27 protein-coding genes and 1 pseudogene are annotated in these 24,193 nt (G+C 39.0%); 7 read left to right on the top strand and 21 right to left on the bottom strand.

Annotation, left to right across the window (positions count from 1 at the left end; all coding sequences use genetic code 11):
* Positions 1 to 127: 127 nt before the first annotated feature.
* The 3 genes from BQ5364_RS05965 to BQ5364_RS05955 form a co-directional block, all read right to left on the bottom strand.
* A complete protein-coding gene (locus BQ5364_RS05965; protein ID WP_004614011.1) occupies positions 128 to 1,405 on the bottom strand; it encodes an O-acetylhomoserine aminocarboxypropyltransferase/cysteine synthase family protein in 1,278 nt (425 codons plus the stop codon).
* Between the two features lie 220 nt (positions 1,406 to 1,625).
* A complete protein-coding gene (locus tag BQ5364_RS05960) occupies positions 1,626 to 2,621 on the bottom strand; it encodes a hypothetical protein (RefSeq protein ID WP_004614012.1) in 996 nt (331 codons plus the stop codon).
* Positions 2,622 to 2,736: 115 nt separating this feature from the next.
* Positions 2,737 to 3,324 (bottom strand): HD domain-containing protein, encoded by a 588-nt coding sequence (locus BQ5364_RS05955; RefSeq protein WP_004614013.1) that lies wholly within the window; start codon positions 3,322 to 3,324, stop codon positions 2,737 to 2,739.
* 166 nt (positions 3,325 to 3,490) lie between these two features.
* On the opposite strand from BQ5364_RS05955, the gene BQ5364_RS05950 reads away from it, so the two are divergent.
* Positions 3,491 to 3,937, top strand: a complete 447-nt coding sequence (locus BQ5364_RS05950) for a MarR family winged helix-turn-helix transcriptional regulator (RefSeq protein WP_004614014.1) — start codon at positions 3,491 to 3,493, stop codon at positions 3,935 to 3,937.
* A 4-nt stretch (positions 3,938 to 3,941) separates the two neighbouring features.
* Positions 3,942 to 5,003, top strand: a complete 1,062-nt coding sequence (locus BQ5364_RS05945; protein WP_071143838.1) for an FUSC family protein — start codon at positions 3,942 to 3,944, stop codon at positions 5,001 to 5,003.
* A gap of 14 nt (positions 5,004 to 5,017) precedes the next feature.
* Here BQ5364_RS05945 and BQ5364_RS05940 read toward each other — a convergent pair whose 3' ends face one another.
* Entirely contained in the window at positions 5,018 to 5,842 is an 825-nt protein-coding gene (locus BQ5364_RS05940; RefSeq protein ID WP_083382705.1) for a Uma2 family endonuclease, read from the bottom strand.
* A 136-nt stretch (positions 5,843 to 5,978) separates the two neighbouring features.
* On the opposite strand from BQ5364_RS05940, the gene BQ5364_RS05935 reads away from it, so the two are divergent.
* Entirely contained in the window at positions 5,979 to 6,473 is a 495-nt protein-coding gene (locus BQ5364_RS05935; protein ID WP_022250862.1) for a methylated-DNA--[protein]-cysteine S-methyltransferase, read from the top strand.
* Here the strand turns inward: BQ5364_RS05935 and BQ5364_RS05930 are convergent.
* The 12 genes and pseudogenes from BQ5364_RS05930 to BQ5364_RS05880 all read right to left on the bottom strand — a co-directional run.
* A complete protein-coding gene (locus BQ5364_RS05930; RefSeq protein WP_004614018.1) occupies positions 6,466 to 7,032 on the bottom strand; it encodes a hypothetical protein in 567 nt (188 codons plus the stop codon). The two genes, BQ5364_RS05935 and BQ5364_RS05930, sit on opposite strands and share 8 nt — an antisense overlap.
* 32 nt (positions 7,033 to 7,064) lie before the next feature.
* Positions 7,065 to 7,577 carry a GNAT family N-acetyltransferase gene (locus BQ5364_RS05925; protein WP_022250861.1) on the bottom strand — a complete coding sequence of 171 codons (513 nt, stop codon included), beginning with the start codon at positions 7,575 to 7,577 and terminating at the stop codon, positions 7,065 to 7,067.
* A gap of 10 nt (positions 7,578 to 7,587) precedes the next feature.
* Positions 7,588 to 7,935: a DUF3221 domain-containing protein gene (locus BQ5364_RS05920; protein ID WP_022250860.1), complete on the bottom strand. Its 348-nt coding sequence runs from the start codon at positions 7,933 to 7,935 to the stop codon at positions 7,588 to 7,590.
* Between the two features lie 202 nt (positions 7,936 to 8,137).
* Positions 8,138 to 8,923 carry a transcriptional regulator gene (locus BQ5364_RS05915; protein ID WP_235837127.1) on the bottom strand — a complete coding sequence of 262 codons (786 nt, stop codon included), beginning with the start codon at positions 8,921 to 8,923 and terminating at the stop codon, positions 8,138 to 8,140.
* Between the two features lie 58 nt (positions 8,924 to 8,981).
* The gene (locus tag BQ5364_RS05910) at positions 8,982 to 10,595 is read right to left on the bottom strand and encodes a recombinase family protein (protein WP_009243663.1); all 1,614 of its coding nucleotides are present in this window, start codon (positions 10,593 to 10,595) and stop codon (positions 8,982 to 8,984) included.
* Between the two features lie 111 nt (positions 10,596 to 10,706).
* Entirely contained in the window at positions 10,707 to 10,916 is a 210-nt protein-coding gene (locus BQ5364_RS05905) for a hypothetical protein (protein WP_002303258.1), read from the bottom strand.
* Between the two features lie 986 nt (positions 10,917 to 11,902).
* A complete protein-coding gene (locus tag BQ5364_RS05900) occupies positions 11,903 to 13,117 on the bottom strand; it encodes an XRE family transcriptional regulator (RefSeq protein ID WP_009243662.1) in 1,215 nt (404 codons plus the stop codon).
* A 413-nt stretch (positions 13,118 to 13,530) separates the two neighbouring features.
* The gene (locus tag BQ5364_RS18075; protein ID WP_009243661.1) at positions 13,531 to 13,701 is read right to left on the bottom strand and encodes a hypothetical protein; all 171 of its coding nucleotides are present in this window, start codon (positions 13,699 to 13,701) and stop codon (positions 13,531 to 13,533) included.
* A gap of 26 nt (positions 13,702 to 13,727) precedes the next feature.
* A complete protein-coding gene (locus BQ5364_RS05895; RefSeq protein WP_009243660.1) occupies positions 13,728 to 14,009 on the bottom strand; it encodes a DUF5963 family protein in 282 nt (93 codons plus the stop codon).
* A gap of 52 nt (positions 14,010 to 14,061) precedes the next feature.
* The gene (locus BQ5364_RS05890; protein ID WP_009243659.1) at positions 14,062 to 14,430 is read right to left on the bottom strand and encodes a VOC family protein; all 369 of its coding nucleotides are present in this window, start codon (positions 14,428 to 14,430) and stop codon (positions 14,062 to 14,064) included.
* A gap of 27 nt (positions 14,431 to 14,457) precedes the next feature.
* Positions 14,458 to 14,982: a cysteine hydrolase family protein gene (locus tag BQ5364_RS05885; protein ID WP_009243658.1), complete on the bottom strand. Its 525-nt coding sequence runs from the start codon at positions 14,980 to 14,982 to the stop codon at positions 14,458 to 14,460.
* Positions 14,983 to 15,340: 358 nt separating this feature from the next.
* Positions 15,341 to 15,460: pseudogene (locus BQ5364_RS05880) on the bottom strand (helix-turn-helix domain-containing protein); the annotation flags it as partial.
* A gap of 222 nt (positions 15,461 to 15,682) precedes the next feature.
* On the opposite strand from BQ5364_RS05880, the gene BQ5364_RS05875 reads away from it, so the two are divergent.
* The 3 genes from BQ5364_RS05875 to BQ5364_RS05865 are packed head-to-tail and all read left to right on the top strand — an operon-like array spanning position 15,683 to position 16,750.
* Entirely contained in the window at positions 15,683 to 15,889 is a 207-nt protein-coding gene (locus BQ5364_RS05875; RefSeq protein ID WP_022250858.1) for a 4Fe-4S dicluster domain-containing protein, read from the top strand.
* Positions 15,886 to 16,497, top strand: a complete 612-nt coding sequence (locus BQ5364_RS05870; protein WP_004614030.1) for a 4Fe-4S binding protein — start codon at positions 15,886 to 15,888, stop codon at positions 16,495 to 16,497. Before BQ5364_RS05875 ends, BQ5364_RS05870 begins: the two co-directional genes overlap by 4 nt.
* Positions 16,469 to 16,750, top strand: a complete 282-nt coding sequence (locus BQ5364_RS05865; RefSeq protein WP_004614031.1) for an ArsR/SmtB family transcription factor — start codon at positions 16,469 to 16,471, stop codon at positions 16,748 to 16,750. The genes BQ5364_RS05870 and BQ5364_RS05865 overlap by 29 nt, the downstream gene beginning before the upstream one ends.
* 58 nt (positions 16,751 to 16,808) lie before the next feature.
* On the opposite strand, the gene BQ5364_RS05860 is transcribed toward BQ5364_RS05865, so the two are convergent.
* The 4 genes from BQ5364_RS05860 to BQ5364_RS05845 are packed head-to-tail and all read right to left on the bottom strand — an operon-like array spanning position 16,809 to position 21,942.
* Positions 16,809 to 19,313, bottom strand: a complete 2,505-nt coding sequence (locus BQ5364_RS05860) for an ABC transporter permease (protein WP_071143837.1) — start codon at positions 19,311 to 19,313, stop codon at positions 16,809 to 16,811.
* 3 nt (positions 19,314 to 19,316) lie between these two features.
* Positions 19,317 to 19,997 (bottom strand): ABC transporter ATP-binding protein, encoded by a 681-nt coding sequence (locus BQ5364_RS05855; protein ID WP_071143836.1) that lies wholly within the window; start codon positions 19,995 to 19,997, stop codon positions 19,317 to 19,319.
* A gap of 46 nt (positions 19,998 to 20,043) precedes the next feature.
* On the bottom strand, positions 20,044 to 21,258 hold the full coding sequence (locus tag BQ5364_RS05850; RefSeq protein WP_071143835.1) for a sensor histidine kinase: 1,215 nt from the start codon (positions 21,256 to 21,258) through the stop codon (positions 20,044 to 20,046).
* A gap of 3 nt (positions 21,259 to 21,261) precedes the next feature.
* Positions 21,262 to 21,942, bottom strand: a complete 681-nt coding sequence (locus BQ5364_RS05845; protein ID WP_083382703.1) for a response regulator transcription factor — start codon at positions 21,940 to 21,942, stop codon at positions 21,262 to 21,264.
* Positions 21,943 to 22,118: 176 nt separating this feature from the next.
* Here BQ5364_RS05845 and BQ5364_RS05840 point away from each other — a divergent pair, with 176 nt between their 5' ends.
* Positions 22,119 to 22,541, top strand: a complete 423-nt coding sequence (locus tag BQ5364_RS05840; RefSeq protein WP_004614036.1) for a hypothetical protein — start codon at positions 22,119 to 22,121, stop codon at positions 22,539 to 22,541.
* A 42-nt stretch (positions 22,542 to 22,583) separates the two neighbouring features.
* Here the strand turns inward: BQ5364_RS05840 and BQ5364_RS05835 are convergent, their stop codons facing one another.
* A complete protein-coding gene (locus BQ5364_RS05835) occupies positions 22,584 to 24,182 on the bottom strand; it encodes a hypothetical protein (protein ID WP_022250853.1) in 1,599 nt (532 codons plus the stop codon).
* Positions 24,183 to 24,193 lie beyond the last annotated feature (11 nt).

Here is a 24,193-nt window from a genome sequence, read left to right as displayed (position 1 = left end):
TATTTTCTAAAACAGAATACCACAATATATAGTTGTTTTCAACCAAAAGAATACATTTCACTCTACACAATTACTATATGCAAAAAGGCACATGACTCTACATCATGTGCCCATTATCCGTTCGTTCTTAAATTTGTTCTAAAGCCTGCCCAATATCTTCTAAGATATCTTCAATATGTTCTGTTCCAATGGACAGTCTGACTGTACTATCATAAATCTGCTGCTCTTCCAATTCTTCTTTTGACAGTTGTGAATGTGTTGTTGTCGCCGGATGAATAACGAGGCTCTTTACATCCGCCACATTCGCAAGCAGTGAAAAAATCTGTAGACTGTCAATAAATTTGTGTGCTTCTTTTTCACCGCCAACAATATCAAATGTAAAGATCGAACCTGCACCATTTGGAAAATATTTTTCATATAATGCGTGATCCGGATGTTCTGATAAAGATGGGTGATTTACACGCTTTACTTTCGGGTGATTTTCCAAAAATGCTACAACTTTTTTTGTGTTCTCTATATGTCTTTCCAATCTCAGTGACAAAGTCTCCACACCTTGCAGTAAAAGGAAAGCATTAAATGGAGAAATGCACGCTCCTTTGTCTCTCAGCAAAATTGCTCTGATATATGTCACAAAAGCAGCCTCCCCGGCGGCATCCACAAAGGAAATACCGTGGTAGCTCGGATTTGCCTCTGCAATGTTCGGATATTTTCCGGATTTCTTCCAATCAAACTTTCCGGAATCTACAATAATACCTCCGAGAGATGTCCCATGACCGCCAATGAACTTTGTTGCAGAATGTACAACGATATCCGCTCCATATTGAATCGGTTGAATAAGATATGGGGTTCCAAATGTGTTGTCAATCACAAGCGGAATATTATGTCTATGTGCAATCTCGGCAATCGCTTCTATGTCCGGGATATCGCTGTTTGGGTTACCTAATGTCTCAAGATAAATCGCTTTCGTCTGTTCCTGTACCGCATCTTCTACTTCCTGAATGTCGTGTACATTGACAAATGTCGTCTGTATTCCCTGTCTTGTAAGAGTGTTCTCCAACAAATTATAGGTGCCTCCGTATATCGTCTTCTGTGCTACAATATGGTCACCTGCCTGTGCGAGTGCCTCAATCGTATACGCAATCGCTGCAGCTCCGGATGCAACTGCCAATGCCGCCACACCACCTTCTAATGCAGCGATTCTTTTTTCCAACACATCTTGTGTAGAGTTCGTCAATCTTCCATAGATGTTTCCCGCATCGCTAAGTCCAAATCTGGCTGCGGCATGTGCAGAATCGTGAAACACATACGATGTCGTCTGATAAATCGGTACTGCTCTCGCATCTGTTGCAACGTCTGCCTGTTCCTGTCCTACATGTAACTGTAATGTCTCAAATCTATATCCCATATTTTCTACCTCTCTTTTTATCAAATTGTCTGGTTCTCGATTTTCTTAACAATCACAGCACATTCGCCCATTTCTGAAATTATGTCTCAACATTAAAAACACTATTTTCATATACCCCATCTCCAATGCTTTTTTATTTCTTAGATATTACCCCTTAATTCCTACCTTGTCAATATGTTTTATGGGCTTTTTGTATCTTTTCTAGAAACAGTAACAGTATTTAATTGCTCAATTCACTTAATTTGACTTCGTCAACTAGAATCGAGCTAATATCCGTCTTCTCTAAATACTCTACAATTTCATCTCGCTTTCCTGAGATACAATAATTCTTTGCTTCCAACACATCTAATTGTTTCGCATCTTCATAACATTCTCTCAGTGCACTCTCTTTCCCTTCACCCGGAAATACATATTTACTGCTTTGTAAATCTAAAGAGTTCCATATATCCATATGGTCCAGCAAATCTTTTAAGTGAGAAAGATACGTCTCTTTCAACTGCGCCTCTGTCATCTCTGTTCGCGCTGCATCCTCTCCACCAATCAAAGAATCCCGCAACGCAAGCCCTCCTTGAAACGATGAATTTGGCTGATAGACTTCCACCCATTGCACATCCACAGCTTCTTTCCGAAGTTCTTCCACCACTTTCGGACTCTCTGCCCCGACAGAAAGATATAAAATCGAAGATTCCGGAAGTTCTTTGATTTTTTCAAGATATTTTTCTTTTTCTTCATATGGATTCTCAAATCGATTTGCCCGAAATGAAGTTACGAATCCACTGTCTCTCCAGTTCACATATTTTCCAAACTTCATATCAACCCACACATTTGGCGCACCATAAATCACCGGACTTCTCCGGTCTGTAATTTGCATAGACAACTCATATCCTGCAAATCCCTTTTTCTTTACTTTTAATGCAACGAGTTCCGCATACGGCTGTGTCGTCTCCCAATAATTTTTCAGAGTTGTCTGCATCTGACTGTGCTCTCCCTCATTTAGCTTTGCCGGGTTGATAAAAATTGCATTTAAAAATGGATTAATAATAAGCAACAGCACAAGAACCACTCCAATAATTCCGGCCAACGTACAGCATACAATCTTCTGAATCTTTTTCTTCATTCTCTGTTCAATTTTCTTCTCCAGTTCTTCCTGCTGCGGCATATCTTCCAGCATCGCTTCCAATTCCTGATCTAATTTGTTTTCATTCCATTCTTTCATGATTCTCCCTCCAATCGTTCTATTAATTTTTGTTTCGCCCTAGAACGTATTCTTACATTTTCTCGCGTAATTCCATGCATCTTCGCAATTTCCTCATCTTTCATATGAAAATTTCTTATTCGTCTTTTATGTTTCCAGGTGTTATGTTTTTCTGTACGATCTTTTGCATCATCTCCCACACTGATTTTGATGTCGCTTCCACTTTTTCATTTCTCTTATAAATCTGTGACTTTTTTACTCCATGTTCCGCCCAACTCTTCCCACCGGATGCATCATTTAATAAAACCGGCTGAAAATTATCTAACAGATGTGCATACTTTGCATCGGCAGTCTCGTAAGCCTCAAATTCTTCCCATAATTCTCTAAAATATATCCCCTGATCTTTTGGAAGCAAGCCAAAAATACGGTCTGCCGCTTTTTCTTCCCTCTCACGCTTATCAGTTGCCCCTGCTGCATCATACGCATAAGTGTCTCCCGCATCAATCTCTACCAGATCATGAATCAGCACCATGATAATCACTTTCATTACATCTACCGGCTCCTCCACATGTTCTTTCAATAAAAACGCCATCAATGCAATATGCCAAGAATGCTCAGCATCATTTTCTTTTCTGTTTCCATCTGCCAGATACGTCTGGCGAAAAATATTTTTCACTTTATCAATCTCCACAAGAAATTGTATCTGTTGTTCTAATCTTGTCATCTCTTCTCTCTCCTTATATATTCGTCATAGTTAATTTCAGTATACGTCCACACATTTTCCCCGTCAAGAAAAGACTTTTTGGTTACTGTTACCTTGACATTTCTCTCTATTTCGCATATGATACTATATAGTTTACTTTGTTAACTATCCAAAAGGAGGCTAGTTTATGCGAGATTACACATGGCTGGATATGATGAAGATCATGCAGGAAATTCGACTTTTTTCTACACTTCACGTAAGACGTGCCAAAAAGGAAGGAATCACATCCGCTCAGGAAATAGATCTGCTTTCCAGAATCGTACTGTCAGATCACGCCCTGACTCCTCAGGATTTGACTGTCCAGATGGGACTTTACAAATCCGCAGTCAGCCGTCTGATCGACCATCTGGAAAAGAAAGGATTTCTTAAAAAACACTATTGTGAGACAGACAAACGTAGTTATGTGCTTTTGATTACAGAGACTGGAAATATGGAACTGGATTGCACCTATCGCTATTATCTGGAGCCAATCTACAAACTGAGAGAAGTACTCGGCGCAGAATCTTTCGAATCATTAACCACACAGATTCAGACAGCAAATGAATTGCTGCAAGATAAAAAAACAGGGAGGTAGTCATATGACTTTTTATCAAGAATTACAATTGGATCAGGTCGGCTCAAAATCCTATATCGCAAGCATAACTGACCCTAAAGAAAAACGAAAGCACATCGCAATCTATTTATTTAAAATTTTATTAACCGTTTCGTTTTGCGTTGCTTTTGTTACTATTTACACAAAACTTTTCGGAGCAAACAATAGCATTGTCGGTGTCGTTGTATTATTATCCGTCATGGTATTTCGTTATGCCGATATGGGTATTCACAATCCGCATGGCGCATTTAGTATTCTGATCATCTTCTGTATTCTCGCAGTTGGTCCAAGATTGACCAATATGGTCTCTCCGGGTATCGCATTCTTTGTGAACATAATCTGTATCTTTGCTCTGATGCTGCTCGGCTGCCACAATGTCATTATGTCCAATCACTCCACATTTGTGTTAGCTTATCTGTTATTGCAGGGATACGATGTCAGCGGACATGATTATACCCTCCGACTGATTGGACTTTTAGTCGGTGCAGCATCTACTGCTTTGATTTTATACCGGAACCACAAAAAAATGTCTTATAAACGAAGTTTCCGGCATCTGTTTCAGGAGTTTGATTTGTCTTCTGCTCGCACAAGATGGCAGATTCGTCTGACACTCGGTGTCTCCAGTGCGATGCTAATTGCTTCACTTCTCGGAATTCCGCGTGTGATGTGGATTGGTATTGCAGCGATGTCTGTTCTGCTTCCATTTCGTAAAGATATGGAATATCGCGTCAAATTCCGTGCACCCGGCAATATTCTCGGAGCCATCTGCTTTCTTGTACTCTATACTGTGCTTCCGGAAAGCTGCTACAGTTATATTGGAATGATCGGTGGTATCGGAGTTGGTCTTTCGGCGACCTATGGATGGCAGACAGTGTTTAACTCTTTCGGTGCATTGGCAATTGCCACTCCGATTTTCGGACTTCCTATGGCAATCTTTTTACGTATCTTCAACAATGCCTTCGGCTCTTTATATGCACTGGCATTTGACAGTGTCATCACAAAAGTCCGCACATTATTCGAAGAAAAAGAATCCCGCATCTCCGCTTAGATGCAGGATTCTTTTTAATTCCAATCACCGACAATATCTTTTACATATGCATAGATTTCTTGAAAATCAACCTCGCACTCTCCATCGAAAATACCTACCGGTATTCTTGCTTCAAATCCATACATCATCGGATAATCTTCTTTTTCAAAATCGTACACGATCACTTTTTTTCTATCAGGATCTACCAGCCAATACTCTCGCACTCCGGCGGTCATATACTTGTTCAGCTTAAGCACCAAATCCTTCTTTCTGGTAGACTCTGACAATACTTCCGCGACAAAATCCGGCGCACCAAAAATACAACGATTCTGAATCTTTTCCCGATCACAAACCACAATGACATCCGGCTGTACCATCGTCTTATCATCGCAATCAAGCTGTACGTCAATCGGAGAAGCAATAGGAACACATCGTCCATGTTGCTTTCTGATATAATCTTTTAATACAAGCAATATCTCCGTCCCCAAAAGTTGATGTACCGATGTCGGTGCGGACATATCGTAAATCACACCATCGATCAGCTCTACCCTCTGTTCCTCTGGCAAAGCATAGTAATCTTCCAACGTATACGCCCCCTGCCTCTTCACGTTATAAATACTCTGAGCTTCCTGCACACAAGAAACCGTATCATTCTGAAAAATCTGTGATAATGCCGCGATCGTATCATATCTCGGAGACTCCGTCACACCCGCAAATATCTTTTGCACCGTTCCGAGCGGCACATTTGACATCTTTGAGATCTGTTCATATGTATATCCCAGTTCTCTCTTTCTTTTTTTCATCTCTTCAATCGTCATACCATCACCTCTTTCCTCTATTTTACCGTTTTCTTTCCACATCGTCAATTATATTTCCATATTTCATCCTTTTTTCAATTTTACGCCATTCATATTTGCAAGTTTCTCTTCACCATACCTGTTGTAAGCGTTTCTTCAAATTGGTATAATACCAATATAAAATTTTAAGGAGATTCTTATGAAATATACTAACTATTATTCCTCACCACTCGGAAAGCTTTTGATGGCTGCTGATGACATTGGTCTGACCGGTCTTTGGTTTGAAAATCAGCTACACTACGCCTACAATCTTGATCCGGAGCATCAAGAAAAAGAGCTGCCTGTCTTCAATCAGACGAAGCAATGGCTTGACCTTTATTTTTCTGGACAAACCCCTGATTTCACTCCGCCTATTCATATGACAGGCACCCCTTTTCAAACTGCCGTATGGAATATTTTAGAACAGATTCCCTATGGTCAGACAACAACTTACGGAGACATCGCAGCTCAAATCGCCAAGCAAAAAGGTATTGCACATATGTCAGCACAAGCTGTCGGACAGGCTGTTGGGCGTAATAAAATTTCCATTATCATTCCTTGTCATCGCGTAATCGGCAAAAATGGAACACTTACCGGCTACGCAGGTGGATTGGACAAAAAAACAGCTTTGTTATCCATTGAAAAAATTATTTGATATTTCTGCTCATAATTTTCTCAATTACTTCTTCCCAATTCGAGACACGAATGTGCTCCGTCTCCTCGTATTGATTTGCCTTGCTGGAAAACAAAAGTGTAGAAATTCCTTTTTCGGAAGCAGCATCACAGTGAGTTAGAGAATCATCAATCAAAACGGATATTTCTTCCTCCACACATGCCTTTGCCTTATCAAACGTACAGATCAGTTTATCATAACAGATGCCGCCATTGGCAAGTTCCTGCTCTGTCGTTTGGTAGGGATCTGTATAAAGTGCATCTGTCCTTGCTGTAATAATCACAATACGATGTCCTAACTCTCGCAGTCTTTTCACCCCCCATGCCGCATCTTGTTTAAATGGTGTACCCGGCACAATTCGGTCATAATACGCTCTGCAAAATCCAATTTCATCCTTTTTCCACTCTTTTGGCAAGTTACTGTAAGAAATATTCTGCTTTCTCAAGGTTTCCTCATCCACATCAAAATATTCTGCCACATACGGCAAAAAATAATCAAATGATTCCGTTAATGTATCATCAATATCAATCGCAATATTCATATTTTACTTTCTCCTGCTCCTTTTTCATTCTCTTAGCTAATTCCAAACTCTTTCGCATACCGAAGAACACCACAAATTTTTCCGGCAGCATCCTTCAGTTTATACGCCATAAAGTTTTCTTGTGGCACCTCAAACGGAGCCGTTATTCCAAACATATTAGCTGGCAAATACCCTGTCCTCGGATAATATGTTTCACTTCCTAATACAATTGAATATTCATAGTTCAACTCTTTTGCAATTCTATGCCCCTCTTCTATCAAAGCAGTACCGACTCCCTGTCTCTGATATTCCGGCAAGACAGATAATGGCGCTAATGCCAAAACCACTTTATCTTCCACTTTCGCTTTTGTGAACATGATATGTCCTACAATCACACCATCTATTTCTGCAACTAACGATAATTCCGGAATATATGCGTCACCATTTCTCAACGCATTGACCAAATCCTGTTCATTCCCATCCGCTTGTACAGCACTGCCAAACGCTTTCTTTACTACAGAATATATATTTTCATAATCTCTTGTCTCTTCTTGTCTGATAATCATAGCATCCTCCTCAATCAATAATCACTTCGCCATTTTCATCTATAAGGTATATCGCAAAAACATGATGGATTTGTGCCGGATAAGATTCTGCAATTTCCCCATTATAGACAACTCGTACCTCTGTTCCTTCCTCCATCTCAGGCACTTCTTGAATCGAGATGACATCTGTGGATACCGATATTCGATCCACAGATGTCAATTCTTGCTCTCCCTCAAATGGCTCTACTAATATACTGTTTTCTTTTACTTCCAACACTGTTGCTTGAAAGTAAGGATTTTTCTTTTGCTCAGTCTCTTTTCCACACCCAACCACCATTACCAGCAAAAATAAGATTAACGCAAGATAAATTTTCTTCATAAGACGCCTCCTTTCCCATCATTTCGATTTCCATTTTTTCAAGTATCTCTTAAAGCAAGCACGCTGTCCTGAGCATTATAGTGATACTCTTGTTTTAATTCATCGAGCATCAGATGAAGCCTTCTGGAATAATTTGGTATATTCACTTCCTGCTGGTATCGAGCTAAAATAGAATATTTCTTTCCCCAAGCAGTTGTCCAGTCTATTTTTTCTTCCCCTTTATCTCAAATTCTTCTAATACCTTCTCCAATTCCTGATTTTCTCGCCAATACGCACTGTCTTCATCATGCCGCAAACTATCAATGAGTGTTTTTTGCATTTTCGGACCAAATGTTTTATCTACTTCTTTTGTTTTAATATGTCTGTACAATGGCGATTGATTGATTTCCCATTTGTGTGTGAGTGACTTTAACATCGAAACGAGTATTTTTAAAACCTTTTTGCGCTGTTTGGTGACCAGATAAAGTTGAAAATGGGCTACATATGAATTGTACTCCCATAAGTCAAAGAGGTCTGCTCCTTTTTTTGAAACATTCGCAATATATTCCGCATCATCTATTCTATCTTCTTTGATTGCGATTTCCATCAACGACATCAATGTCGCATGAATTTCATTGGTAGCAGACAATAATTTTTCTTCTGCTGCTTTCGCCGCCTCGCCCAGTTTTCCCAATTCAATCAATAAATTTACCTGAATCTGTTTTTTATCAAAAAAGTCCTGTTCTGGCAGCGAATTTAGCAATTCTTGCGCCCGCTCATACTCTTTGCGTCCCATGTATCTCGAAATCAGCATCGCTTTTGCCTGATTTTGAATCGCACTGTCTGAGCTGTCCAAGGCACGCACATATAATGTTTCAACACCCTCCTTTTCGGAAAGCTCCGACAATTCATTCAAAAATAATGCAATTTCTCTGTCTGACAAATCTTCCTGAAAAGATAACAATGTATTCAAATCTGTATCCAACAATCTGGCCAATGCCGGAAGCAATGTGATGTCCGGATATGACGTGCCGGTTTCCCTTAGTTAAAAATATTACTCTTGTTGATTACTCAACTTTTCCGATAAATCGGTAATATATCTCAATTTCCTGTATTCTTTCGTTATCCTCATTCGTTGTTGCTTCATGTATGAGGATTTTTTCTATCATGGCATTTAATAATGGTGCTGTCAGTTCCTTTGGTACGGAATATTCCTTGATTAACTCAATCCACTTTTCAGCACCTATCATATCCTGTTCCATTTTACTTAGTTCTTCTCTTAGGCTTGTTATCTGCTGTTCCAGTTCTATCTGTTCTTTTTGGTACTTGCTGGACAACATCACAAAATTTCGCTCTGTTATCTTCTCACAGGCTCTATCTTCATACATTTTCGCAAATAAACGGTCAATCTCATTTTGTCTGTTCTCGGCTTTCTTCAATGTACTTGCCTTTTTCTTCTTTTCCCGTATTCGCTCTGCATTGCCGACTTTCTGTATCTTGTTCAATACCTTTTCTTCGTCCTGCTGTACTGCCTTAGCCCAATACTGCAAGCGTTCCAATACGGCTTGATACAGCACATCATAACGAATGTAGTGCATAGAACAATTACCTTTGCCAAACTGCCCGTAGTAACTGCAAGCATAATAACTGTAAGGCGTTTTATTTGCCTTATTCGTTCCAAATCTCATAGACCAGCCACAATCCGCACACTTGACAAGCCCTGCAAAAATCGGCGTTGCCTTTTCCTTTGTCTGTCTGCGTCTTGATTTTATCTGCTCCTGCACACGATAGAACACTTCCTTGTCAATAATCGGCTCGTGAGTGTTTTCTACTCGAAACCATTCACTTTCGGGTTTACGCACTTTCTTTTTACTCTTGAACGATACCGTAGACTGCATATTGTGAACACTGTTTCCGATATAAACCTCACTTTTCAATATCGCCTTGACATGAGCAATCGTCCACTCATAACGCTTACTTTCGGGTTTTCCCTCAAAGATATGTGCAAAAGTACCGTATCTTGTAAAATTTAGCCATGACGCTGTCGGAACTTTTTCTGCTCTTAACTGCTTTGTGATTTTTGCACTTCCGTAACCTTGATAGGCTAGGGAAAAGATTTTTTCAATAATCCATTTTGTTTCATCATCAATCAACAGTTTTCCTTTGATGTCAGGGTGTTTCTTATATCCTAACGGAGCATAAGCACTGTAATGAGCCCCCTCCGCAAACTTTGTCTTAAATGCTGATTTGACTTTACGGCTTGTATCTCTTGCCACCCATTCATTGATGATGTTCTTAAATGGTGCAATCTCACTTTCGCCTTTTTCGCTGTCTACACCGTCATCAATCGCTATGTAGCGGACATTATGACTAGGGAAATACAATTCTGTATATTGTCCTGTCATAATATAATTTCTGCCAAGACGGGAAAGGTCTTTCGTTACAACACAGTTGATTTTTCCTGCCTCTATATCCTCAATCATTCTTTGAAAACTCGGTCTGTCAAAATTTGTTCCCGACCAGCCGTCATCAATATATTCATCAATGACATTCAAATGATGTTCTTTTGCATATAAACGCAACATACTTCTCTGTGTGGTAATGCTGGAACTTTCGCCCTGTAATTCATCATCTCGGCTTAACCTAAGATAAAGTGCAGTATTGTAAATCTGTTGTTTCATTGTCAGTTATCCTCCTTTATAACTAACCCGTGTTTACAATACCTGCTTGCAAGTAAAGTATAACACGGGTACTTTTTGTCATTCAATCTATTTCTTACAACTGCACTGATTTTATGCGATTGTCTGCTTTGCTTTTTCCAGCATGACATCAGTTAGAAGTTCTTCCATTGTTTTGCCCTTTTCGGAAAAATGCTCTTTTACTACAATCTTTGTCTTTCCTCTGTTGCCAATGCCACACTTGCCATTTTTCTTTTGAATTGTTTTTACAGCATTATCAATAACACATACCCCCTTTCTGTAAAATCTTTCTAAGCAATTCAACGGCTTTTGTCATAGCCCACAGGAGTTCCACCTCTGCATAGTTCTTATGTAGCCGTACCCATTGCGTGCGACGCTCTGAACGCTCAAGCTGTGGCTGTACGGGAGTATCATTATCTGACAGTACAGGTCATGGCGATAAAAGAGGACAAATCTTTTATAAGAACACAAATAGGTTTTCGCTCGCTCTTGCAGGGGAAAGGTCGTGGCGTATTTGTTTCAACGGCTCGCTGTCTGTCAAACGTATTGAATTGCTTTATTCAGTTGTCAAAGAACAAGAAAGAAGAAAATCATCTTTCCTATATACCGCGTTGGAAAAGAGGGGAAACGTAACCAAAATCCAAAACTTTTTCCGTTATTAGTACAAATGGAACGGTTCATTTTGGCAATCAACGGTTGATTTTCTCCTTTTTCACTACTATCTGTACAGCAAACGTCCATTTGCTAAGTTGAAATGGAAAAATTTTAACTTCTTTTCTTGCACCATATAGGGATAGACATTGTCATTTTGCTAAGTTAATGACGAAAAAAGATTATTTTTCTTTTCACACCCTAACTACCCAAACCATACCGTTACTGCCAACAATAGAATGAAATATTTTCTTTGCACCATATAGGGAACGGAAACCTTAAATTGTTAAGTTTAGAATAAAGTATTTTCCTCTTTTCACATCAACACTCAACTGCTAATGCCTGTTTGAATACAAAATGATGATGCTTTTCTTCTTTTCATAGAACACTGTCCACTAATCACGAATTTCCGTCATTTTTTCAAAACTTTTTTCTTCTTTCACTTCATATAGGGACAGCAAGCCCCGATTTAATGACCTATTTTCAAAAAAAGTTTAGATTTCCTTTTCTCGCACCATATCTGTACGCAAGTAGCCGTTTTGTTGCAGATTTAATAAAAAATTTATTTTTCTTCTTTCACTTCACATAGGGAATGAAAACAGCTCTTTGCTGACTAAATCTGAAATTTTTCAATTACATTAAAAAATACCGTCATTCTCTTGTGGAACAGCGGTATCTATACGTTCTTCTATGGTTGATTTCTCTAATTGTAATAAATGTTTATGCTTGTCTTTAAGTTCTGCCTGCTCAATCATATCTTTCAGTATCGTTGTATGATTTTCTCTGTCTAATGCCTGTACCATTTTTATTGTTGGTGCAACTTGTCTTTGTAGCCAATGCAACGCTTTTTGTAAAGTGTAAGGCTCTGGCTTTGTGGTTAAGCGTATCGGCTCTCTGTTTTCCCCTACAAACCATGCCCAATCATCATTTGTTATCCATTGACTTTTTGGCTTGTCGTCCTCTCTGTCAACAAAGCGGACATAATGATTGATGATAGAAAAAGCGGTGCGTTCAGCGTCCCGATAGGTCAGTAAATCTACAACCGCATAATAGGCTCGTTCATTCTTCATGCGTATTTCAAAACGGTTCTTAATCTCCGTATCTTCAATTTCTGTGCCATTCTTGACATACTGCTCATAATTTTTCTGATAAGCACACATATATAATTCGCTACTTGTTGAACCGAGATATAAGGTTTCTCCTGTATTCTTTGGTAAATCGCTACCGCATTTTTCTGTACCGCTGTAATCTTTCTGCATACGAAAATAGGAAACACATTCGCCAGCCTTGTATTTTTCCTTTAACTTTGGAATATCCAATATTCCTGCTCGGTCATTGATAGCCAAATCAAGCCGTTTCATCACACCACCAGCCGTCATACAATCCAGCATGAAGTCATACCATGAGCGTTCCTGTGCCAGCAGATAACATTCCATTTGCCGACAGCCTTTGCCTTTCAGTTCCAATAAAACACCTAAATGCTCCTGCATGGAACACATGATATTGATGTCGCCAAGTACATATTTGCTTTCATATCCGTATTTTCCATAATCTTCATAAAGCATATAATCAGATTTCAGTTGTAATACATCACGGATAATCGCCAATGCGTCCGTAGTAGGAAAGCGGACACGAAAGTAATCAATCAATAAGAATAGTGGTTCTTGCGGATTGAAACGCTCAATCTGTTTTTCTATGACTTCTCTTAATTCGTCATTCAATGGCTGTTTCCCTTTTTCAATGCGGTTGTAATATTCACGGCTGATACCACAGGCAACAGCAAGCCTTGTTTGTGTTACTCCGTATTCCTCACGCTTTTGTCTTAGTTCTTCAATAAAGTTTTTATCATTCATTCTAAAATTCCTCCAATCAAAAAAGCAACTACCGTATTTGATAATTGCCTATACTTAAATTTCTGCAAAAGAAAAAGACAATCAATTTCTCGTTTGAAATCAACTGTCTTTCCTATGTCTTGTTCAATTTTCCCAAGTGATAATGGCATAATTTATATCACACCATGTAAAATGCAGTTTCGCCTTGTAAATACAGCGTTTTCCGCTTGTTAATGTATATTGACTCTTGTTTTTTGTGCCCCCCTTGTTAGATAACGGGGGCTTTGAACGGCTCGCTAACGCTCGCCCAACCGCCAAAGTGAACCAGACACTCGCCAGCAAGCTGGCGTGGCTCTATGTCTTCGACCGCCACCGTGTCTGGATCACTCCGTCGGTTTGCAAATTTTTAAACTTATCTTTGTATAACCTGAAATTTAATAGCGTAAAACAAAATAAATTACATATACCCAACTAAGCAAGCCATGAAAAATTGCCCACCCAACTGATTTCCATGTTGTATAACTTATGACCATAGCTAAAGCACTACCGAATGTAATACCTGATTTAACAGTTTTTTGTACTATTGTTGTTTTATTTTCTTCCATAATTTTATTACTCTCCAATCTGGGATTTATTTGTGTCTTGCTTTGCTGATAAGTTCTTCAGCAATAACACTGAGTGCCATACAAATACCACATACTGCCCCCATATAAACTCCTATTGATTTGCCAATATACTCTGTTCCAGACTTTGTAAGTTCGTAAATAGGTATTCCGAGTATTTTAACAGTTAGTGTATTTACATCTGTACTATATGCGTTAGTATATCCAAAGTAAATTGCGACGCTCATCAATAGCATTGCAAGAGCAAATCCAACTATCAGCGCAATCAGAATTTTAATTTTTTTCTTCATATATTTTCTCCCCGATAAATTCCACTTTTCTTAGTTCTATAAACTGGAATTGTCACTTCCGGCATAAACAAAACGGATGTCCTGCCGGATCAAACATGGTTACAAAATCATTTCCTCCAAATTGACTTTCCGCTTTCTTGGCTCCCAATGATTCCGCTTTCTTAACCATTTCTGCAACATTATCAACCTGAAAATCAAAATGCATCTGTTTTTGTTGTTTTCCTGTATCTTCTGGCCATACAGGAGGAACATAATCTTTTTCCTCAATAAACAAAAAAACAATCCCCGAAGAACTACTGACAGCCGGTCTTGCAAATAGTTCACACATTTCCCAACCTAATAATTCTCCATAGAATCTTTGCAATTTTCTTTCATCATCACAATCAACCATAACATTCCCTAATACCACTTCATCTACCATATTTTTAACATCCTTTCAAATTCTAATTTAGCTGTTCATTCTTTTTATAGTTTCCTCTATGGAAATACATTCAGCATAACGTTCATGCCACATAAATTCGTTATAATATCGGTAACTTTTTTGGCTATCCATATAATTATTGTTTATCGTCGAATTTGCAAATGCAGGTACAATCAAATTAAAGCCATATTCAAATCCGCTTATTACTGTTGCATTGATACATTTATCGGTTTGAAGTCCAACAATAATTATGTCTTTTTCATTATTTTCTGCTAAATACTCAACTAAACCAGTATCTTTAAATGCACTGTTCACACTTTTAACAAACAATTTCTCATTAGATAATGGCTTAAATTTTTCAAATACTTCAAAACCATCAGTACCTTTTGTTAAACCGCTCCCAATGCCATCATCATGTACAACATAAATGACTTCAACATTGTTTTCTCGTGCTTTTTTAATTAACAGTTGAATATTATCAATAAACTCATTGTAATTATATAATTCATCATTAACAAGTGCCTTTTGTGTATCTACAACCAATAAGACCATTTTTCCACTCCCCCTTAATAAATTTCAATTTATATGTTTCTCTGTATTTACATTATACCATTTTCCAATACCTGCTACAATGTTTCAAAATCTTAAGACTACTATTTTTTCTGCTTTTGAAAAGCTACTTATCCGTCCATAATTTGTAAAGGGTGCTAAGCATTGCTTACGCAACAAGCCCTTGACAAATCATATCCCGATAAGTTTAGAGTAATCAAGCAGAAATGAAATAGTCTGTTGTTTCAAGCCAACGAAAAAGAGATACCAGCACATTTATGCAGTATCTCTAACTTAACAGCATTATTCTTTTATTCGCAAGCAGGTAAACACAGGTTATTCCTTAATATCCTTTTGTTTGGGAAACTCCTTTCTCCCATTTATTGACCGCCGGGGCTGTCACCCCAAGATAACCTGCCATTTGTTCTTGTGTAAGTTTTTTTGCAATACGCCGCTCTCTGATCATTTCATTTATTTTCATAACGACTTCCTCCTGAGTTCACTAATCACTTAAGCAAAGTATAGCAACTTTTTCACACCCAAACAATTGACTGCTTCTTAAATAATGCTTTCAAAATTTAACCATTGGTATATGAAACGGTATAACACATATGAAAACTGACATACAATTTTTCTTGACAAACAATAGTTATTTTAGTATTTTAGAAATTGCTAAAATACTAAAATATTTATGGAGGTGCTTATGCATAAAATATCAAAAATTGCCCAAATTGGGAAAAATTGTGTAGCCTGCGGATGCTGTATGAAAGTTTGTCCGAAAGGCGCTATACATATAGAACTTGGTATTATTGCCAAAGTCAACAAAGATGCTTGCATCGGTTGTGGAAAATGCGCCAGAGAATGTCCCGCCGGAATTATTCTCATCGCAGAACGGGAGGTAACAAGATGAAACAACAAAAGACATGGGCGGATTATCTCTGGATCATCGAACTATTATATTTAACACTTGGACTTTTTAATATTCTGTTTGCCTGGCTGGGGCTTATATTCTTTATAACTCCACTGCTTATTTCCATCTTCGGAGGCAGCAAGGTATACTGCAACCGCTTTTGCGGAAGAGGTCAATTATTGGGGCTGTTAGGACACAAACTAAAACTATCACGTAAAGCAACACCCCCAAAATTTTTACATAGTCGCTGGTTTCGATATGGGTTTTTGACATTTTTTATGATTATGTTCGGGCTTATGCTATATAGCACTTATAAGGTTTTTAGCGGTGCACCACTGAAACAGACCGTCACACTTCTGTGGACGTTTAAATTACCATGGGAATGGGCAAAAATCGACATGGTTTCACCTTGGATTTCCCAATTTGCTTTTGGCTTTTTCAGTGTCATGCTCACCTCTACAACATTAGGTCTCCTGACCATGTTTCTGTTCAGGCCTCGTTCCTGGTGCGTATATTGTCCGATGGGAACTATGACACAAGGAATTTGCTATCTAAAACACAGGAAGGAATATAAAAATCATGGAAATGAAAGCAAGAAAAATTGCTGATCTGCTAAAACTATTGGCAAATGAACACCGTTTACTGATCTTGTGTTCCCTAATTTCAGGTCCACTCACCGTAAGCGAAATTCATACCTTCACCCCGAACATTACTGTTTCAGCACTGTCTCAGCATTTAAATCAACTGAAAACGGCTGGGATTCTTGAATCAGAAAAAATCGGCATGAATGTTGTCTACCGGATTCAAGACGAGCGGATCATTGCTTTGATCAGCGCTATCAAAGAGAATTATTGTAACTAATACTTAGCCACAAAAACGCTGTGACAAACCTAATCTGGTTTTGTCACAGCGTTTTTGATTATATATTCTCGCTTCGAATGGTCTCAATGATATTCTGCTTTTCTGCTTTTTTCACCGAATATCGCATTGTCCAAAAGATGATCAGAAATACTGCCGCAACTGCAATCAAGATTTCTTTCCACGGAAGTGTATACGGTACCTCAATGATACCGACAAACACTTTGTACATTCCATAGGATAGCGCTACTCCGACCGGAACCCCAAAAGCCAATGCCTTTGTACCATATAAAATACTTTCACAGCGAATCATCTTTCGAAATTCTTTTTCTGTCATTCCAACCGAGCGCAGTATCGCGAATTCACGGCTTCTAAGCGTCATATTCGTTGTGATTGTATTGAAGATATTGGTAATTCCAATAGCCGAAATAACTGCGATAAATCCATATAAGAAAATCGCCGCAACCAATACCATACTGTTCTGCTCTTTTGCCCTCTGCTCATAATCAATGAAATACCACTCTATACTTTCATCCAATCCCTGAATTTCTTCCTGTAATATTTTTGTATCTTCCGCTTCCGCATAAAATCCATCCAGCGTACCACCCATTCTTGTCATCATTTCATCCGAAATAACAGCAACAACAGAATAATAATCCGCCTCCACTCCAAACGGAAGCTCCTTGGTCCGCTTTGCAATCTCCATCGACTCTACTTCTTTTTGTTCTCCATCCTCCGACAACATGCGATAGGAAAGCGTGTCTCCTGCCTTGCTGTTCAGCAGTTGGAACTGTTTCCTGACTGTCTCTCCGGTATCCTGATCATAAATTGTTCTCCGCTGCGTATCGCAGATAATCGCCTTCTCTTTTGCATCCTCATAAGAAAGTCCCTGCTCTTTTACATACGCCCGATATTGGTCATCCGGAATGGAGTAAAATGTGATATATAAATCTTCCTCCCCCACTTCAATTGAATCATATACGCCATTCATATCTTCCAATGCTTCTTTTGTATAATCACCTTGTGCAATATTACAGATTTGATGCTTTACAACTGTACTTTCCTTAATTCCATCTGCCTTTTCCACTTTCCCATAAAGTTTTTCCTGCTGCTCCTGCGAAATATCGGAATCTTCTATTGCGCCATAAAGATTATAGTCCATCTCCTGATATACATAGCTTTGCAATAAAAATCCATATTGAATAACAGAACTGATTGAGATAAACAGCACAACACTTAAAAAAATGGAAAATACCGTTGTTCTGTATTTTTTGCGGCTTCGTTTTAAATTTTTACTTGCAATCTCACCTTCTATGCCCAATATTTTTGAAAGGAGCTTAGAAGTACGCAGTTTCTTCCCTGCAATTTTAATACCTGCCGAGTCACGAATTGCATCCATTGGAGCAATCTTGACTGCTTTTCTCGCAGGGATGACTGATGATAGATAAATTGTGATAATTGCAACTGCCACTGCAACTACAAGCGCCTGCCATGATACATATAAGTGTAATGGAATATCTGCAAGACCACTTCCTGCCAATATCTGCGTCACTGTCAAAAGTGTAACCCAGATTGCAAAAACGCCACACAGAATTCCCAATGGAATCGCAATCACTCCAAGCACAACTCCCTCAAACAACACATTTTTCCGAATCTGCTTTGAAGTAGCGCCTATGCTTGCCAACATTCCATACTGCTTGATTCGCTCCATAATCGAAATGTCAAAACTATTCTTAATGACAAAGACCGATGTAAATATAATAATCAGAATGACGATCACAGCCATCCGATATAACACCTGCATGGTCTGCTCTGATCTCGTTCCTCCCTCAAACTGCAGCAACATATCATTGGTAATGATCTGTTCTTGCGAAAATCCATGTTCCTCTTTCAAATTTTCCGCAAACGTATATGCTTCTTTTGGATCTTTTAATGACAATGCAATTTCTATCGGCTGTCCGGCTGTATCATGGTCCAGTTTTGTCACAAGTGTAGAGCCCATCATCCCGTCTTTCTGAAATTCAAAGCTGTTAATTCCCATCAAGCCTGCAATCGTATACGTCTCCTCTGAACCATTGACTTTGAGTGTCAACACATCACCCACTTCATAGCTAATACCATCCAATCCGCTCAGCTGCACCGGCATCAGGATCTCCTGCTCATTTTTTGGCATATGACCTTCTATCAGCTTAATTCCAAGCCGCTTCAAATCCTTCTCCTCAAATGCTTTCAATTTCAGCATCCCTCTATAATTTTCCTGATCTTCTTCCTCTTTAAAAAATGTCTCAGGCGCTACATCTGCAATTGTCTGCCCAATCATAGTCTGTTCGATTTTTGCATTGTTTAACAAATATTTCTGCTGTTCAACCGGCACATCCGATACAAAAATATGATAATCTCCATCATTTTCCTTTGCGTACTCTATCATAGAGCCCTGCATGCTGGAAACAAATGTCGTAATCGCCGTAACCAGCGCTACCGAAAGGATAATTCCGAAAATTGTTACAAGCGTACGCTTTTTATTCCGTTTTAAATTTTTGACCGTGAGTTCATTTAAAATGTTCATAAACTACCTCACTCTCTCGTCTTTGACAATCTTCCCGTCATCAATTGTCAGAATCCGATCCGCTTCCAGCGCAATATTCTCGTCGTGTGTAATTACGATCACCGTCTGATTGTATTTTTGATTGGACATTTTTAAAAGATCAATAATCTCTCTTGACGCCTTACTATCCAGATTCCCCGTCGGCTCGTCGGCGAGCACGATCGCCGGATAATTCACGATTGCACGCCCAATCGACACTCTTTGCTGTTGTCCGCCTGACAGTTGATTCGGAAGGTGCTCTTTTCGATTCTTGAGATTTAAGATTTCTAAAAGTTCCTCCAGACGTTCCTCTTTTACTTCCTTTCCATCTAATCTGCATGGAAGCGTAATATTTTCTACTACATTCAAAATCGGAATCAGATTATAAAACTGATAAATCAATCCGACCTGTCTTCTCCTAAAGATTGCCAGTTTATCCGCATTCAGCTCATAGATATCAGTCCCGTCGATAAATACCTTCCCGCTTGTCGGGCGGTCAACACCGCCAATCAGATGTAAAAGTGTTGATTTACCACTTCCTGACGCCCCGATGATCGCAACAAATTCTCCCTTTTCCACGGTAAAACTCACATTATCCAAAGCAACCACTTCAGTATCCTTTTCTCCGTATCGTTTACATAAATTCTCTACTTTTAAGATTTCCATACTCTGCCTCCTTCGTTTTTCTTTATTCTACGATACAAAAGTGACTCTAAAGTGACTTTTGGAAATCATTTTTATATATTTTTACGATAAACGTCGTGCCCTCATCTTTTTTACTCTTTACTTTCACTTCCCCGTTCTGGTATGCAATCATACTTTTCGTAAATGCCATACCAAGTCCCATACTGTCTTCTCTGCTTCCTTTCATCTTGTAAAAGCGCTCAAAAATATGCGGAAGTTCTTCTTTTTCAATCCCTTCTCCATCATCTGTGATTTCAAGTTTTGTATAAAGATTATTTTCCGACCACAAAAGCGCTATGTGTGCCGCGCCATGCTCCAGTGCATTTTTCAAAATATTGTGCAGAGCTTCCAAAAGCCATTTTTTATCACACCAAAGCGTAATATCTTCTTCGCCAGATGAAGCAATTCTACACCCACTCACCTCACAGAAGATTTTGAACGAATCTATCATCTTCTCTGACAATTCTGCTGCCATCGTCTCTTCTCTTTTCAATGTAAGTGTCTTTGAATCTAATTTTGCAAGGTTCAAAATCGTTTTTACGAACCACTCAATCTTCAGCAGATCCGCCTGCATATTATCAAGAAATCGCATTCTCTTTTCGCTTGACATGTCCATATATAGGATTTCATTTGTCATACGAAGAGAGGTAATTGGTGTCTTGAGTTGGTGCGAAATGTCCGCGATCAGCCTTTCTGTCTCCTTCTTATTTTTTTCGAGCAGTTGATTCTTTTCTCTGAGAAGTACGGTGATATCATATACTTTATTTTTAAGAAGACTGAATCTTCCCTCTTCGTTATCCCGCAGATCCAGCGTTGCCGTTTCCTGAAGTACCTCCTCACAGTATTGTTCCAGTTCCTCAATCTGCTTTCTCTGCCTTTTCATGGCATATAAAAAGATACCGACACAACCTGCACAGACCAAAAATAAAATCCCAGTCACTCCGCCCACTATCATCACCTGCTGATTTCCACCGGTTCGTTTCGGTAAAAAATTGTCTTCCTCAATTCCATATTTCTTCAATACACTTTCTTTCTGAGACGCTACCCCGTCTGAAGTCATCTGACGAATCGTCTCCTCCTCCACATCCGGATATTGCCTTACAATCTCTGTCACAAGACTGTCCGTCACGTCATACAGCCATCTGTTATTCTCCCGCTCCACAGCGCCAGCAAATATCCAGGTACTGATAAGTCCAGCCAAAGCAAGGACACACACGCTGATTACAAATCTTTTTTTCTCCATAGATCAAACCCCCGCCTTATATCCCATGCCGCGCACTGTCCTGATGATCTTTGGAGCATTTGGGTCTTCTTCTATCTTCTCGCGAAGTCTTTTGATATACACTGTCAACGTATTGTTGTTGACAAAATTGCCGGACTCATCCCAGATTCCCGAAAGTATCTGCCCTCTTGTCAGGATCCGGCCTTTATTCTCAAAAAACAGAGCAAGTATCTTATACTCCAGCGCCGTCAGTTCTATGCGCTCATTGTTCTTGTAGACCGCCCCTTGCTCTAAATTCATCTTCACATGCTCAATTTGAATTTCCTGTCTGTTTTCTTCCAGTATCCCAGTATGGCGGATTACATTTCTAATTCTGGAAAGTAATTCCCGTGGACGAAACGGTTTCGTAATATATTCATCTGCCCCCAATTCAAATCCTTTTACAATCTCTTCTTCTCCATCCAACGCCGTCAGAAAGATAACCGGCAGTTCTTTTCTTGCTTTGATCTCCTCAAACAGTTCAAACCCATTTCCGTCAGGCAATGTGACATCTAAAATAACCAACTGAAAATCCTCCGACTTTAACAGTTCCATTGCCTGCCTTGCCATAGCTGCCACTTTTATCTGAAATCCTTCACCTTCCAAAAAAAATTGAATGCTCTGTGCAATATGCTCATCATCCTCAATCAACAGTATTCTTATCATTTTATTCTCACCCCTCCATAGTTGTACAAATTTTATAAATAATTTAAATAATTATACAACTTTTTGTAAAATATTAATATAAATTTGCGATATTTTATTGCTCTTTGGCAAAAGTTGTTGTATAATAAATAATATCATAGACAGAATAAAAAATACATAACAAAGGAGTGATTCCCATGGTATATTTATTAACAGGGCAAAAAGGCAGTGGCAAGACACAAAAGATGATTGAATTAGCCAATCAGAAAGCAAAAGCATGTGACGGTAATGTTGTCTTTATCAAGAACAGCCACAATGATACCTACAGTGTATCATTTGATATCAGAGCAATCTGCATGGATGATTTCCCTTCCATCCGCAACATAGATGAATACACTGGTTTCATCTATGGTATGATCAGCTGCAACAGTGATATCGAAGTTATTTTTATTGACGGAATTTTAAAGCAGACCAGTGTTTCCCTCGAAAATATCCCAAGATTTGTCGATCGTTTAAGCAATATCTCGAAAAAGCACAACGTAGATTTCTATGTAAGTGTAAGTGCTGACAGAGAAGGTCTAAAAGATGTGAAGACGGAAAAATGTGAATTTTTAAATTAGAATGTAAAAAGAGTTGCGAGACTGTCTCACAACTCTTTTTGTTTATTTTAAATTAGTTACAGTGTTCATCTTTTCTCCCACTTTGTACTCTACCGTAATCTCCTGGCCGACATCGTATTTGATGATATCGATATAGTCCACTACAGGCACATCAAAAATGTCCTCGGAGCCTTCTATCATAATGTAATAGTGTGAGTTTCCATCCACAACACCTTGCGCGATTTTTGTAATCTTACCTGTCAGGGTCTGAGTTTCCCGCGTATCTTCCTCTTCCACCTGAATTCCTTCTTTTAAGAGCAGCTCTTGATACCGTTCTTCACATTCATTTACCGTATCTCCGATTGCAACAACCTGATATTTATGGACATTCACCATCGCATATTTCTTGACAAGTCCTGCCTCGTCCTTCAGCGCAATGAAATATGTCGGTTCTCCGGAAATATTCAAAAGCAGCGGGAATGCAGCCTTATAGCCGAGATCCTGCACCTCTCCCTGCGCGGAATTCATCGCTGAACTCTCTGTCGCCCCTTCAATAGCGTAATATTTTGTCTCCATCGTACGTTGATTCATCAGCACAAACCCTACATTTGACTGGTCACCGCTTACGGATGTAACACCTGTATACACCCACACATCATCGTCAATTGCGAGATAATTATATCCTTCTGTCGTCTTCAGACAATCTTTCTGTCCAAGTACACTATTGAAAAATCCGTGTTTTAAAGTTCCATAATAGTCATATAACTGCACAAGCATATCTGCGGAATATGCACGGTCTATCCATTCCGGCACTTCATCAATCGCATAGTCCACTGTCTCACCGGTGATCGCATTACAGAGAACAACACGTCCGATTGTCTCACCACCAAACAGACCGATGTTGAATTTCTTCACCGGACATACCCAGTATGGAACCCCGTCATCGTCAATTTCAAAACTTAAATCATTAAAAATATAGGTTGGATATTTAAAACGCAAATGTCTGTAAATATTTCTGTTGAAATACTCAGATGTGGAATACTTCATCCCTTCCTCTAATTTTACAAGTTCTGTTGTCTGTGTCGCCATATCAATTCGGATATATGCCGGAATTCCCTCTGACTGATTTGTCAGCCATTTGATTGGGTTCGCATAACGAAGCGGTGATACTCTCACCGGCTTATCCCGGTAGTTAATCTGGGTGTAAATATCGTCCACTTCAAACTGAGATACCATATCTACCATACTTCCCATCTTACGGTTTCCGAGAATCGTAGCAGAGTCTTTATCCAAAAGCGGAATCTGATCAAACGATAACTCTTCAATATCTTTCGTGAATTCTCCGTCTTTCACAGTTAAAAGCTTTTGATATTTCTTTGCATTGACAATCGGGGAGGACAGTAATGTTCCCACTCCATAAATCAACACAACGCCTAGCAGAACAAACAGAATTCCCTTCACAACCTTGGACTGCTTAATCTCATCTTTTCCAAGACGCCTTTTCCATATATAATACACCAAAAGCGCCACAATCAGTAAAATGATAAAAATCCAAAATTCTGATGAATGGATATTGATTGCCGGAATGGTTACGTAATAATAAATACATGCCAGCAAAATGACAATCAATATTCCGATAAGTTTCTTACTTGATTTTTTCATAATCTTCTCTC

The sequence above is a fragment of the Coprococcus phoceensis genome (assembly GCF_900104635.1).
GTDB classification, from domain to species: Bacteria; Bacillota; Clostridia; order Lachnospirales; family Lachnospiraceae; genus Faecalimonas; species Faecalimonas phoceensis.
This window is presented reverse-complemented; position numbering and strand designations above follow the sequence as displayed.

Coding starts and splice junctions, on each gene's coding strand:
- BQ5364_RS05965 (WP_004614011.1), bottom strand. CDS start 1,405: ATGGGATATAGATTTGAGACATTACAGTTACATGTAGGACAGGAACAG.
- BQ5364_RS05960 (WP_004614012.1), bottom strand. CDS start 2,621: ATGAAAGAATGGAATGAAAACAAATTAGATCAGGAATTGGAAGCGATG.
- BQ5364_RS05955 (WP_004614013.1), bottom strand. CDS start 3,324: ATGACAAGATTAGAACAACAGATACAATTTCTTGTGGAGATTGATAAA.
- BQ5364_RS05950 (WP_004614014.1), top strand. CDS start 3,491: ATGCGAGATTACACATGGCTGGATATGATGAAGATCATGCAGGAAATT.
- BQ5364_RS05945 (WP_071143838.1), top strand. CDS start 3,942: ATGACTTTTTATCAAGAATTACAATTGGATCAGGTCGGCTCAAAATCC.
- BQ5364_RS05940 (WP_083382705.1), bottom strand. CDS start 5,842: ATGTGGAAAGAAAACGGTAAAATAGAGGAAAGAGGTGATGGTATGACG.
- BQ5364_RS05935 (WP_022250862.1), top strand. CDS start 5,979: ATGAAATATACTAACTATTATTCCTCACCACTCGGAAAGCTTTTGATG.
- BQ5364_RS05930 (WP_004614018.1), bottom strand. CDS start 7,032: ATGAATATTGCGATTGATATTGATGATACATTAACGGAATCATTTGAT.
- BQ5364_RS05925 (WP_022250861.1), bottom strand. CDS start 7,577: ATGATTATCAGACAAGAAGAGACAAGAGATTATGAAAATATATATTCT.
- BQ5364_RS05920 (WP_022250860.1), bottom strand. CDS start 7,935: ATGAAGAAAATTTATCTTGCGTTAATCTTATTTTTGCTGGTAATGGTG.
- BQ5364_RS05910 (WP_009243663.1), bottom strand. CDS start 10,595: ATGAAACAACAGATTTACAATACTGCACTTTATCTTAGGTTAAGCCGA.
- BQ5364_RS05900 (WP_009243662.1), bottom strand. CDS start 13,117: ATGAATGATAAAAACTTTATTGAAGAACTAAGACAAAAGCGTGAGGAA.
- BQ5364_RS18075 (WP_009243661.1), bottom strand. CDS start 13,701: ATGGAAGAAAATAAAACAACAATAGTACAAAAAACTGTTAAATCAGGT.
- BQ5364_RS05895 (WP_009243660.1), bottom strand. CDS start 14,009: ATGAAGAAAAAAATTAAAATTCTGATTGCGCTGATAGTTGGATTTGCT.
- BQ5364_RS05890 (WP_009243659.1), bottom strand. CDS start 14,430: ATGGTAGATGAAGTGGTATTAGGGAATGTTATGGTTGATTGTGATGAT.
- BQ5364_RS05885 (WP_009243658.1), bottom strand. CDS start 14,982: ATGGTCTTATTGGTTGTAGATACACAAAAGGCACTTGTTAATGATGAA.
- BQ5364_RS05875 (WP_022250858.1), top strand. CDS start 15,683: ATGCATAAAATATCAAAAATTGCCCAAATTGGGAAAAATTGTGTAGCC.
- BQ5364_RS05870 (WP_004614030.1), top strand. CDS start 15,886: ATGAAACAACAAAAGACATGGGCGGATTATCTCTGGATCATCGAACTA.
- BQ5364_RS05865 (WP_004614031.1), top strand. CDS start 16,469: ATGGAAATGAAAGCAAGAAAAATTGCTGATCTGCTAAAACTATTGGCA.
- BQ5364_RS05860 (WP_071143837.1), bottom strand. CDS start 19,313: ATGAACATTTTAAATGAACTCACGGTCAAAAATTTAAAACGGAATAAA.
- BQ5364_RS05855 (WP_071143836.1), bottom strand. CDS start 19,997: ATGGAAATCTTAAAAGTAGAGAATTTATGTAAACGATACGGAGAAAAG.
- BQ5364_RS05850 (WP_071143835.1), bottom strand. CDS start 21,258: ATGGAGAAAAAAAGATTTGTAATCAGCGTGTGTGTCCTTGCTTTGGCT.
- BQ5364_RS05845 (WP_083382703.1), bottom strand. CDS start 21,942: ATGATAAGAATACTGTTGATTGAGGATGATGAGCATATTGCACAGAGC.
- BQ5364_RS05840 (WP_004614036.1), top strand. CDS start 22,119: ATGGTATATTTATTAACAGGGCAAAAAGGCAGTGGCAAGACACAAAAG.
- BQ5364_RS05835 (WP_022250853.1), bottom strand. CDS start 24,182: ATGAAAAAATCAAGTAAGAAACTTATCGGAATATTGATTGTCATTTTG.